Raw genomic sequence first — 12,308 nt, 5'->3', positions numbered from 1 at the left:
ACCACCATTTCGGCCGCAGCCGCCCCGAAACAGCGCGACCTCCGGCGAACGCAAAATCCGCCTAAAGCCGAGCCTTCGGTGGCCTTTCCAACCTTCGACTTGGTTCGTGATAATCCGTGAAAATTCGGGATCTGGCGGAGCGGGAGGGATTCGAACCCTCGATACGCTTTTGGCGTATACTCACTTTCCAGGCGAGCGCCTTCGACCACTCGGCCACCGCTCCGCATTGCTCTGGAAGGCAGGCCCCTAGCGACGAAACGCGGCTTGCGCAAGAGAGGGCGCGCAGGCAGATTGCATTGATGCGCAAAAAGCTTGTTTTATCCGCCCTGACATTCTTTTCCCTTGGCCTTTCGCTGGGGATAACGGGCGCAATCGCCGCGCCAGACAACGCCGTTCGCCCGAAAACGCGTCCCCATACCCGGCCAAGCGCCGATATCATCAAGGCCGCCCCGGCCAGCGACTGGACCGCGATTGATCCGGGCGATGTGCTGGTCATGACACTCTCGCCCGATGCGGCGGGCAAGGCGCGGCAGGTTATTATCCAGCTTCTGCCGCCGCCTTTCTCGCAAGGGTGGATCGGCAATATGCGCAAGTTGGCCGCCGCCCATTGGTGGGACAATGGCGCGGTCTATCGGGTACAGGACAATTGGGTGGCGCAATTTGGCGATCCCGATGAGGATACGCCGCAGGCCAAACCCCTGCCGCCGGGTTTGGCAAATGTCCCCGAATCCGAATATCTTAAACGCGCCTTTGCGGCGCCCGAATTCATCAATCCGGGGCGTGACGCCTATGCGCCGCGCACCGGGATCGACATGGGCTTTCCCTTTGGCTTTGACGATAATCACGTCTGGCCGACCCATTGCTATGGCTCGGTGGGTGTTGGCCGCAACAATTCGCCCGACACCGGCATGGGCGCCGAACTCTATGCCGTGATCGGCACGCCCCCGCGCCAGCTTGACCGCAACATCGCGGTGGTGGGCCGCGTGATCGAGGGGATTGAATATCTCTCCTCGCTCCCCCGCGCGCCGGGCAATGGCATGTATAATGACAAGGCCAAAAACACGCCGATCCTCTCGATCCGGCTGGGCAATGAATTACCGCCCGAACAACAGCCCCGCTTTGAATATCTCTCCAGCCACAGCGCATCATTCCGCGACTATGTGAATGCGCGGGTCAACCGGCATGATGATTTCATCATCTATGCCCCCGGCAGCGCCGATATCTGCAACATCCCGATTCCCATCCGGCGGAAAGGGTAAAGGCCGGTGATGACGCCTGCGCCGCCCTTGCATGGGCGCAGGCGAAAACCTATTCATAGCGCAAATTCGTATTCAAACCCTAGGAATTCCGCGCCATTCCCGGGCGACGAACTGGCGCAAACCCCATCATCGCGCTAGATCACCCGGGCAAACAGGCCACCCATAAGGGAGCCTGAAGAACCATGGCGCGGAATGCTCCAACCCAAGGAGAAGGCCGTGACAGACGTGACACCCGAGGGGACTCCATCGATGAGCTTTACCGCCGACAAGCTGCTGCTGTTTGGCGCCACCGGCGATCTTTCGCAGCGTATGTTGCTGCCCTCGCTGTGCGCGCTGCATGCCGATGCTCTGGTTCCGGAAAAGCTCAACATCATCGGCACGGCCCGTTCGGACCTGGATGACGATGGCTTTCGCAATTTCGCCGCCGATGCGCTGAACAAGTTCCTGCCGGAATACCGCAAGGACGCGATCCCCAGCTTTCTTCAGCGCCTGACCTATCAGTCGCTGGACGCCAACCAGACCGCGCAATTTGCCGATCTGGCCGCCAAGGTCGGGCCGCGTCAGGATGGTCTGGCGATCTTCCTCTCGACCGCGCCGGGGCTGTTTGAACCCACCATCGCGGGGCTTCAGGCCAGCGGTCTGGCCGACGCCACCAGCCGCATCGGCCTTGAAAAGCCGCTGGGCACGGATCTGGACACCAGCCGTCATATCAATGACGCGGTGGCCTCGGCCTTTCCCGAAGACCGCATTTTCCGCATCGACCACTATCTGGGCAAGGAAACGGTCCAGAACCTTTTGGCGCTGCGCTTTGCCAATATTCTGTTCGAGCCGATCTGGAATTCGCACTATATCGAGCATGTCCAGATCACCGTGGCCGAAACCGTGGGCCTCGAAGGGCGCGTGGGCTTTTACGACGGCGCGGGCGCGCTGCGCGATATGGTGCAGAACCATATGCTGCAACTCCTCGCCCTTGTCGCGATGGAGCCGCCCAGCCGTTTCGATCCGGCCGCCATTCGCGGTGAAAAGACCAAGGTTCTGCGCAGCCTGCGCACCGTGGCCGCGGGCGACACCGTGACCGGTCAGTACCGCGCGGGCGCGATCAACGGCGCTTCGGTCCCCGGTTATGCCGACGAACTGGAAAAGCCTTCGGCCACCGAAACCTTTGTTGCGATCAAGGCGCATATCGACAACTGGCGCTGGAAGGGCGTGCCGTTCTATCTGCGCACCGGCAAGCGTTTGCCCAAGCGCACGACCGAAATCGTCGTCCAGTTCCGCCCCGTGCCCCATTCGATGTTTGCCCAGCGCGGCGCGATCACCCAGCCCAACCGGCTGATCATCGGCATTCAGCCGGAGGAAAACATCACCTTCACCATGAATGCCAAGGTGCCGGGTCTGGATCGCGGCGGCGTGCGCCTGCGCGAGGTGCCGCTCGACATCCGCATGGAAGACGCCTTTGCCGGGCCGACCAAGCGCATTGCCTATGAACGCCTGCTGCTCGACCTGATCGAGGGCGACCAGACGCTCTTCGTCCGCCGTGACGAGGTGGAGGCGCAATGGGCATGGATCGACGGCGTCCGCAAGGTGTGGACCGACAATGGCATCACGCCCAATCCCTATGGCGCAGGCAGCTGGGGGCCGACGGCGGCCATCGCTCTTGCCGCCAAGGATGGCGTGGCCTGGCACGAATAAGATAGGACAAGAACCATGGCCGAACTGCACCCCACTATCGCCCGCGTGACGCAGCGCGTAATCGAGCGATCCAAGGCGACCCGCAGCGCCTATCTCGACCTGATGGCGCGCGAAACCGACCGCCATGGGGACCGTTCGGCCTATGGCTGTTCCAACCTTGCCCATGCCTATGCCGGCGCGGTCGAGGACCAGAAGACGCTGGCCTTCACCCGTGCCCAGAACATCGGCATCGTCACGGCCTATAATGACATGCTTTCCGCGCATCAGCCCTATGCGCGTTTCCCCGATGCGATGAAGATCTATGCCCGCGAAGTGGGCGCCACCGCACAGGTCGCGGGCGGCGTTCCGGCCATGTGCGACGGCGTGACGCAGGGCATGGACGGGATGGAACTCTCGCTCTTTTCCCGCGACACGATTGCGCTTTCGACCGCCGTTTCGCTTTCGCATGCGGTGTTTGACAGCACCGCTCTTCTGGGCATCTGTGACAAGATCGTGCCGGGTCTGGTGATCGGCGCGTTGCGCTTTGGCCATCTGCCCTCGATCTTCATTCCCAGCGGCCCGATGCCCAGCGGCATCGCCAACAAGGACAAGCAGAAGACCCGCCAGCTTTACGCCGAGGGCAAGGTTGGCCGCGAGGAATTGCTGAAGAGCGAGATGGGGTCCTACCACTCGCCGGGCACCTGCACCTTTTATGGCACGGCCAATTCCAATCAGATGATGATGGAAATGATGGGCCTGCAATTGCCCGGCTCCAGCTTTGTGCCGCCCAACACCCCGCTGCGCAGCCAGTTGACCCGCGCCGCCGTCCATCGCCTGACGCAAATCAGCCGCAAGGGCGCCGATCCGCGCCCGATGGGCGAAGTGGTCGATGAAAAGGCGATCCTGAACGCCTGCATCGGCCTGCTGGCCACCGGGGGCAGCACCAATCACGCGATCCACCTGCCCGCGATGGCGCGGGCGGCGGGCGTGCTGATCGACTGGGCGGATCTGGATGAACTCTCCAGCGTCGTTCCGCTGATCGCGCGCGTCTATCCTAACGGATCGGGCGACGTGAACCATTTCCACGCGGCGGGCGGCATGGGCTATGTCATCGGCGAATTGCTGGGCGCTGGCCTGTGCCATGGCGACATCCTGACCGTGGCCGAGGGCGGTTTTACCGCCTATGCCACCGAGCCTTATCTGGACGGCGATGCGCTGTCTTTCCGCCCCGCGCCCACCGTCAGCCATGATCCGGCGATGCTGTCCACCGTGGCGCAGCCGTTCCAGCCCGATGGCGGGATGCGTCTGGTTCAGGGCAATCTGGGCCGTGCGACGTTCAAGTCCTCGTCGGTGGAAAAGGAACGCTGGACCATCGAGGCCCCCGCGCTGGTGTTCAACAGCCAGGAAGAAGTGCAGGCCGCGTTTAAGGCGGGCGAACTGGAACGCGACTGTGTTGTCGTCGTGCGTTTCCAGGGGCCGCGCGCCAATGGCATGCCCGAATTGCACAAGCTGACCCCGCCGCTCGGCGTGCTTCAGGACAAGGGCTTCAAGGTGGCGCTGGTCACCGACGGCCGCATGTCGGGCGCGAGCGGCAAGGTGCCCGCCGCCATCCACGTCACACCCGAAGCTCTGGCCGATGCGTCGGGTCAGTCCGGCCCGCTGGCCTATGTGCAGAATGGCGATGTCATTCGCGTCTGTGCGGAAAGCGGCACGCTGGAAATCAAGGCGGACCTTTCGGGCCGCACGCCTGCCGCCGCGCCGCCTGCGGCCATGGGTGTGGGCCGCGAATTGTTCGCGATGTTCCGCGCCGGAGCCGATGGTGCCGAAAAGGGTGGATCGGCCATGCTGGCGCTCGCCGGCCTTTAACGCTAAAGGCTTGGCGACGGAGGGGATTATGGAATTAGTTTCGGTAGATATTGGTGGCACCCACGCGCGCTTTACCATCGCCACGATCGGCGATGATGGCGCGATCACACTGGGCGAACCGGCCACGCTGAAAACCATCGAACATGCCAGTTTCGAAACGGCATGGGAACATTTCGCCCAGATTTCGGGCCGGAATCTGCCGCGTGCGGTGGCTCTGGCGGTGGCGGGGCCGGTGGGCGGTGAACTGATCCGTTTCACCAACAACCCGTGGGTTATCCGCCCGGACCAGTTGCCCGAACGGCTGGGCGTGGACAAGGTCACCATCGTCAATGACTTTGGCGCAGTGGGTCATGCAGTGGCGCGTGCAGACGAAGAGCATTTCCAGCATCTGACCGGCCCTGACGTCCCCCTGCCTGCCAGCGGGACGATCACCATTGTGGGTCCGGGCACCGGGCTTGGCGTGGCGCATGTGTGGCGCGACGGCAACGGCTTCTATCACGTTCAGGCAACCGAAGGCGGCCATCTCGACTTTCCGCCGCTTGACGCGGTGGAGGACGCCATTCTGGCCCGCCTGCGCCAGCGTCACCGCCGCGTTTCGGTGGAGCGTGTGGTGTCGGGCCCGGCGATTGTCGATATTTACGAAACGCTGGCCGCGCTGGAACAGCGGCCCATCGTGCATACCGACGACCGCACCATCTGGACCAAGGGCGCCGCAGGCGAAGACACGCTGATGGCGGCCGCGATTGACCGTTTCTGTCTGTCGCTGGGTTCGGCGGCGGGCGATCTGGCGCTGGCGCAGGGCGGTTCCTCGGTCGTGATTGCGGGCGGGCTTGGCCTGCGCATCAAGGACACGATCCTCTCCTCCGGCTTTGCCGAAAGATTCCGCGCCAAGGGCCGCTTTGAAAGCCTGATGGCCAGCCTGCCGGTCAAGCTGATTACCCATCCCCAGCCGGGCCTGCTTGGCGCGGCCGCCGCCTTTCAAAAGGAACATGCATGATGAGCGATGCCCCTACCCCCGCCTCCGCCAAGATCGATGCCATCATGCGCACCGCGCCGGTCATCCCGGTGCTGGTGATCGACAATCTGGACGATGCGGTGCCGCTTGCCGAAGCGTTGGTGGCCGGTGGCCTCAAAGTGCTGGAAGTCACGCTGCGCACGCCCTGCGCGCTGGACGCGATCCGCGCGATGAAGCAGGTCCCCGGCGCGATTGTCGGCGCGGGCACGGTGCTGAACCCCGACGATCTGGCCGCCGCGATGGACGCAGGGTCGGAATTCATCGTTTCGCCGGGCCTGACCCCGCGTCTGGGTGAAGCTGCGGTTGCGGCCGGCATCCCCTTCCTTCCCGGCACGGCGAATGCTGCCGACATCATGCTGGGCATGGATCTGGGCCTCAACCGCTTCAAGTTCTTCCCCGCCGAAGCCAGCGGCGGCGTGAGCGCGCTCAAGGCCATTGCCGGTCCCTTTGGTTCGGCCCGTTTCTGCCCCACGGGCGGCATCACGTTGGCCACGGCGCCCAACTATCTGGCCCTGCCGCAAGTGCTGTGCGTGGGCGGCAGTTGGATGGTGTCCAAGGGCGCCGATGCCGCCGCGATTACGGCGGCGGCCAGCGCGGCTGCGGCGCTTAAGGCCTGAATATGATACCCTGCCCGCGCAAGCCATCGGCGCGGGCAGACATTTCCCCATTGCCCATAATCAAACCAAATTCGTCTGCGCCTTTTTGCAGCCCCCTTCCCCTGCCCGCCAATCATGGCATAGTCATGGGCAAAACATAAAAGGGAGTGGCGGCAAAGGCCGGGACAGACGCCTTACTGGGAGTGTCGAGTAAAGATGAGCGAGATTGCCGCCCTTTCGCAGCGTTTGCAGGATCTGCACGCCACCACCGAAGAAACGCCGCTGTTCAATCCGGTGTTCCAGCTCTCGCTGGAACTGTCGCGCCAGATTGAAAATGGCGAGCTTGGCCTGGACAAGGTCGAGACGATGGTGGCCGAACTGGAATGCGAAGGGCTTCAGGCCCGCGCGCGCCGCCTGCACCGCTTGATCGAACCGGTCGAACCGGAAGCCAATATCGCCCGCGTCAAAGGTCACGCCGAAACCGGCGATTTTGCCAGTTTCGCCACGCGCTGGGGCCGTCCGGCGGCGCATATCGTCTTTACCGCCCACCCCACTTTCCTGTTGAACAAGGCCCAGACCGGCACCGTCGCCCAAGCGGCCAGCGCGGGCGATTTCGGCCCGGCCACCTGCGCCGCCAATGCCACGCGCGACACGATCACGCTGGACACCGAACATGACGCCGCGCTGGCCGCCATTGCGCGCGGGCATAGCGCAAGGGCGAAGATCACCCAGACGCTGTTCAACACCGCCCGCGCCCGTTGGCCCCAGCAATGGCGGGCGTTGCGCCCGATGCCGATCCGCTTTGCCTCGTGGGTCGGTTACGACATGGACGGGCGGACCGACATCGGCTGGAACACCTGCATCCGCTATCGCCTGATGGAAAAGGCCCAGCGCCTGTCGGCCTATGCCGCCGATCTGGCCGAGGCCGCGCCCGACATCGCCACGCGCCTGCTGGCCGGGGCCGAGCGGGCCGAGGAAATGGCCGCGTTGTTCGGGCGCGACATGAAAGACCCGGCGACCCTGTCCGAGGCCGCCAACACGCTGACCGCCGATCATCCGGCCAAGATGACCAGCCTGTCGGGCATCATTGCCGAGTTGGAGGCAATGGCCGCCACCGCCGATGATGATGTGGCCGAAGTGCTGCTGACCACCGTGGCCGCGATGCAGGCCGATGGGCTGGGCATGGGCTGGGTGCATTTCCGCGTGAATTCCAGCCAGTTGCAAAACGCCATCCGCCGCCGCATCGATCCTGATGGCCGCCTCGATCTGGCCAGCCAGGCCGCGCTGGTCAAGATGCGCGAGCTGCTGGCCACGGCCAAGGTTTTGCGCACCAATTTTGCCGCACTGGCGATTGAAAACAGCACCGCGATCCGCCTGTTCCTGACCATGGCGCAGATCCTGCACCATGTGGACGCCGACACGCCGATCCGCATGCTGGTCGCCGAATGCGAACAGCCCACCACGATGCTGGCCGCGCTCTATTTCGCCAAGCTGTTCGGGATTGAGGACAAGGTGGACGTGTCCCCCCTGTTCGAGACGGAAACCGCGCTGGAACATGGTGGGCGCTTCCTTGATGCGCTGCTGGCCGAACCGGCGTACCGGGCCTATGCGCGCGGACGTGGCCGTGTGTCGATCCAGACCGGCTTTTCCGATGCCGGGCGCTTTGTGGGGCAAATCCCTGCGGCGCTGGCCATCGAACGCCTTCAGGGGCGCCTGGCCGAGGCGATGACCGCCAACCAGTTGTCGGACGTTTCCGCGCTGATCTTTAACACACACGGCGAAAGCATGGGCCGCGGCGCTCATCCCGCCAGCATGGCGGACCGTCTGGCATGGCCTTTGTCGCCATGGGCACGCCGCCGTTTCGTGCGGGCGGGCATCCGGCTTGAACCCGAAGTCAGCTTTCAGGGCGGCGACGGCTATCTGTTCTTCGGCAGCGAGGAACTGGCGCTGGCCACGCTCACGCGCTTTATCGAACTGGCCCCTGCCGAAACCGATCCCTATGCGCCGACCGACCCGTTCTATCGCCGCACGGACCTGTCCCTCGACTTCTATCGCGCGATCCGCCGGGTCCAGCAGCAGCACCTGTCGAGCAGCACCTACAGCCGTGCGCTGACCGCTTTCGGGCTTGGCCTGCTCAACGACACCGGCAGCCGCAAGAGCCGCCGCCAGAGCGACGTTTCCTCCGACCGCACCATGTCGCTGCGCCAAATCCGCGCGATCCCGCATAATGCGGTACTGCAACAGCTGGGCTATCCGGTGAACATCATCGCCGGGGCGGGCAGCGCGGCCGAGGGCAATTATGAGGAACTGGCCAGCCTCCTTCGCTCCTCGGCACGCGGGCGTCAGATCGTGCGGCTTGTCCGCGCCGCCAATGCTTTGGCCAGCATCAAGACGCTGACCGCCTTTGGCGAACTGTTCAACAGCGCCTATTGGGCCAGCCGCCCCTATCGCGGGCATGAGGATCATATTTCCGAGGGCTGCCTCGCGCTGGCCGAATATCTGACGGGCGATGATCGGGCGGGCGTGTTCCGCCGCCTCTCGACGCGGCTGCGGGTCGATGCGCTGAAATTACACCGTCTTCTGGCGCTGATCCCGGACGAGGCGCCTTTGCCCGACCGCGAACATACCCGCCGGATGATCGGCGTACTTCAGGCGCTGCGCCTGGCGCTGTTCCAGCATATGTTCCTGCGCGTGGTCATGGTGCCGCAATTCAGCCGCGCCAATGACATTGCGCGTGAGGACGTGCTGGAAATGGTGTTCACGCTGCGCATCGACGATGCGCTGGCGCAACTGCGCCGCGCCTTCCCGACCAGCTTCCCCAGCCTGGACGATTTCCGGGTGGATGAACCGGCCGATTACCCCGATGACGCCGCCCATGGTTATGGCGTCATCCGCCGCGACTATATCGAACCGATCGAGCGCGCCTATGGCCTTGCCCTGCGCATCGGCACGGCGATTGCCAATGAATTTGGCGCCCACGGCTGATCTCTGAACAGGATGGGGCGGGTTTGCTGCCTGTCCCATCCTGACACAGGGGCACTCACCCCCCTAGCATTCACGGCCAAGGTAACGCATTTTTAACCATAGCGTTTAACCTTGCTCGTGAGTCTGTCCCCATGCCTGTCGGCGCCCATCCTGAATCTATGCGCGATCCCTATGGGGCGCCGCGTGCGCTGATCGTGGTGGGGGGGCTGGGCCTGGCCGTACTGGCCGGATTGGCGCTGATCGAGGCGGATGAACGCCGCGGCACCGCCCATTTGCCCCGTGATGTCGTCATCGCGGCGCGGCCCCATCTGGCGCATCAATTGCCCGGCCTACCCGATCCCTATGCCTCGGCCAGCGGGGTCAGCTTCGACACGCCCGCCACCACCATCGGCATGCGCAGCCCCGGCAAGGGCGGCGGCGTCATGCCCGCATCAACCCCATCGCCCACCGACCGCCGCTTTGTCATCCGGCGCATACTGCCCATTTCCGGGCCGATCAAATATGGCCAATGGATATGGGACGAGGATGGCGTGCCCCCCGGCGCCTTGGTCATCACCGTCGATCTGGAGGCGCGGGTGCTGTCGGTATTCCGCAACGGGTTTGAAATCGGCGCCACCGCCGTCCTTTTGGGCACGCAGGAAAAGCCGACACCCACCGGCGTGTTTCCGATCAGCCAGAAGGACAGGAACCACGTCTCGAACCTGTATGACGCGCCCATGCCCTATATGATGCGTCTGACCAATGACGGCATCACGATCCACGCCACCAATGTGCGCAACGGTTTTGCCAGCCATGGCTGTATCGGCGTCCCGCTGGAATTCGCGAAAAAGGTATTTGGCGAGGTCCATATCGGCGACAAGGTCTATATCACGCGGGGCAAACAGGTCGGGCTTGGGGACTCGCTTGTTGATTAAGCGCGGCGTTTGGGGGCCTTCATAAAGCTCCACACGCCGGGTCCGGGGCGGGCAATGACATCGCCGATCGACACCGGTTGCCGCGCCAGAAGGCTTTCAAACGCCCGTGCCACCGTGGTCCCGCGTGGAGGGCTGCCGTCGATCTCTTCGACAATCCGGGCGATGACGCGCATGGCAATCGCGCGCGGGGCGGCGGGGCGATAGTTGACGCCCAGCCCTTCGCGCACCACCCGCGCGCCATATTCACGATCCGCCGCCCAATCGAGCGCAGCATCCGCATCGGCCAGATTTTCCGCACTGCGCGCCCACGCGCCAACGTCGATCCAATCCGCCCCCGCCAAGGCCTGACGCACGCGAACACGGTCAAAGGCGGTGTTGCGGTTCGACGGATCATCGGCCGCGCTCCGCCCCGCCTGCGCCACCACAGCCGCCAGATCGGCCCGCCGCCAGCCCAGAACAGGCCGGATCAGCAAATGTTCGCCCCCCGGCACCCAGCCGCGTTCACGCACCCCGGCAAGGCCCGCCACACCGCTGGCCCGGTTAAGGCGCATCACCAGCGTTTCGGCCTGATCGTCGGCATGATGCGCCGTGGCCAGCGCGGCAATCCCCTCCCGCTCCATCCAGCCGGACAGAGCGGCATAGCGGGCGGCGCGGGCCTCGGACTGGACATTGCCGGGTTCAACCGTGACGGAAAGCGTTTGATGCGGCACGTTCAGATCGCGACAGATCGCGGCCACCTGCGCCGCCTCACCCGCGCTTTCCACGCGCAAACCATGGTCGACCGTCGCGGCCAAAACCCCACCGGGCCGTGCCGCCGCAGCCAAGAGCAAAAGCCCCAGCGAATCCGGCCCGCCGGACACCGCGATCCCCAGTTTCAAGTGGGGGTCACGCGCGCCCTCGGGCCAGACTTGCGCCAGGTCTTTTGTGAAACGATCCGCGATCAGTTGCACTTTACCTTGGCACGAATGCCGTCATAGACCGATTTCAAACGCCCCCCCGCATCGGCGGGATAACCATCGGCAAATTCGCCCAGAGCGATACAGGCGCGGTTGATATCCTTCAGCTCAATCATCGCAGCCGACAGATAGAGCAGGCTGTCAGACGCACGGGCGCCCTTCTTGTCGGCCTGATAGTTCTGAAGGAACCAGGGCGCTGCTTCACGCGGCTTGCCATCGTCCAGATAGGCGCGGCCAAGCAGGTTGCGCGCATAGCTCACGCGCTTGTGCTTGGGATACTGGTCCAGATAGAGCTTCAGCTGCTGCTGCGCCTCGGGATAGAATTTGGCTTCCCACAGCTTATAGCCATAGGAATATTCATCCTCGCCCGCGTCACCCGTTGAAGGCTTGGCAATCGCCTTGACCGCCGCAACCCGGCTGGCCGGAGCGGCGGCAGGTGCCGGGGTCGGCGCCGGGCGTGTTGCCGCCGGGCGCGGCGCGGGCGCGGGTTCAGAGGCCACAGGCGGCGCCGGTTCGGGCGCATTGGTGGCCGCGGCCTGTTCCACCGGCGCATTGGCGGCCGCGCGGGCGGCGTCCAATTGACGCACATGGTTCGACAATTCCTCGACCTGCGCGGTCAGGCGGGCGTTCTGCGCCTCCACCGCCGAAAGTCGGGCCAGAATGTCGGTCAGCGCCGTATTGGCCGCCGGGGCCACCGGGCCGGTCGCTTCGGCGGGGCCGGGGGCCGGGTTTACCGGCGTGTTGGCGGCCTGCTGTCCAAACAGCTTGGTATCGCCGCCGGGGAACACCTGCCGCTGAAGCGCCCGTACTTCGGCCTCCAGTTTGCGGATGCGGATTTCGCCCACGGTGCCTTCCTGCGCCTGCGCCGGAATGGCGCTGCCGGTCCAGAGCAAGGCCGCCAGCGCAACGCCGGCCAGCCTGATCCGCTGCTTGTACATCATCTTTCTTCAACTCCCATGGCGCGCCCGATCACAGGCGGCCTAGATCATCGGTTGTTCCATGCCCCGTTCGCACAGTGCCGCAAGCAGCCCCCTGATGTCGAGAGGGGG

General features: G+C 64.4%; 9 protein-coding genes and 1 tRNA gene. 7 read left to right on the top strand and 3 right to left on the bottom strand.

Annotation, left to right across the window (positions count from 1 at the left end; genetic code table 11):
* Nucleotides 1-132: 132 nt before the first annotated feature.
* Nucleotides 133-223, bottom strand: a tRNA-Ser gene (locus ACZ9HU_RS00595).
* Between the two features lie 76 nt (nt 224-299).
* Between ACZ9HU_RS00595 and ACZ9HU_RS00590 the strand changes: the two genes are divergently transcribed.
* From ACZ9HU_RS00590 to ACZ9HU_RS00560, 7 genes are all read left to right on the top strand, one after another.
* On the top strand, nt 300-1,259 hold the full coding sequence (locus tag ACZ9HU_RS00590; RefSeq protein WP_476101111.1) for a peptidylprolyl isomerase: 960 nt from the start codon (nt 300-302) through the stop codon (nt 1,257-1,259).
* Between the two features lie 249 nt (nt 1,260-1,508).
* Entirely contained in the window at nt 1,509-2,948 is a 1,440-nt protein-coding gene (gene zwf, locus ACZ9HU_RS00585; protein WP_476101761.1) for a glucose-6-phosphate dehydrogenase, read from the top strand.
* Between the two features lie 15 nt (nt 2,949-2,963).
* A complete protein-coding gene (gene edd, locus ACZ9HU_RS00580) occupies nt 2,964-4,793 on the top strand; it encodes a phosphogluconate dehydratase (RefSeq protein ID WP_476101109.1) in 1,830 nt (609 codons plus the stop codon).
* A 28-nt stretch (nt 4,794-4,821) separates the two neighbouring features.
* Nucleotides 4,822-5,790: a glucokinase gene (locus ACZ9HU_RS00575; RefSeq protein ID WP_476101107.1), complete on the top strand. Its 969-nt coding sequence runs from the start codon at nt 4,822-4,824 to the stop codon at nt 5,788-5,790.
* Entirely contained in the window at nt 5,787-6,425 is a 639-nt protein-coding gene (locus tag ACZ9HU_RS00570; RefSeq protein ID WP_476101104.1) for a bifunctional 4-hydroxy-2-oxoglutarate aldolase/2-dehydro-3-deoxy-phosphogluconate aldolase, read from the top strand. The genes ACZ9HU_RS00575 and ACZ9HU_RS00570 overlap by 4 nt, the downstream gene beginning before the upstream one ends.
* A 195-nt stretch (nt 6,426-6,620) precedes the next feature.
* Nucleotides 6,621-9,389: a phosphoenolpyruvate carboxylase gene (locus tag ACZ9HU_RS00565; RefSeq protein ID WP_476101102.1), complete on the top strand. Its 2,769-nt coding sequence runs from the start codon at nt 6,621-6,623 to the stop codon at nt 9,387-9,389.
* A 158-nt stretch (nt 9,390-9,547) separates the two neighbouring features.
* On the top strand, nt 9,548-10,303 hold the full coding sequence (locus tag ACZ9HU_RS00560; protein ID WP_476101100.1) for a L,D-transpeptidase family protein: 756 nt from the start codon (nt 9,548-9,550) through the stop codon (nt 10,301-10,303).
* On the opposite strand, the gene tilS is transcribed toward ACZ9HU_RS00560, so the two are convergent.
* A complete protein-coding gene (gene tilS / locus ACZ9HU_RS00555) occupies nt 10,300-11,181 on the bottom strand; it encodes a tRNA lysidine(34) synthetase TilS (RefSeq protein WP_476101098.1) in 882 nt (293 codons plus the stop codon). The genes ACZ9HU_RS00560 and tilS overlap by 4 nt on opposite strands.
* Nucleotides 11,182-11,243: 62 nt before the next feature.
* Nucleotides 11,244-12,200, bottom strand: a complete 957-nt coding sequence (locus ACZ9HU_RS00550) for a tetratricopeptide repeat protein (protein WP_476101096.1) — start codon at nt 12,198-12,200, stop codon at nt 11,244-11,246.
* Nucleotides 12,201-12,308 lie beyond the last annotated feature (108 nt).

The sequence above is a fragment of the Novosphingobium sp. Sphag1I genome, assembly GCF_056279125.1.
This window is presented reverse-complemented; position numbering and strand designations above follow the sequence as displayed.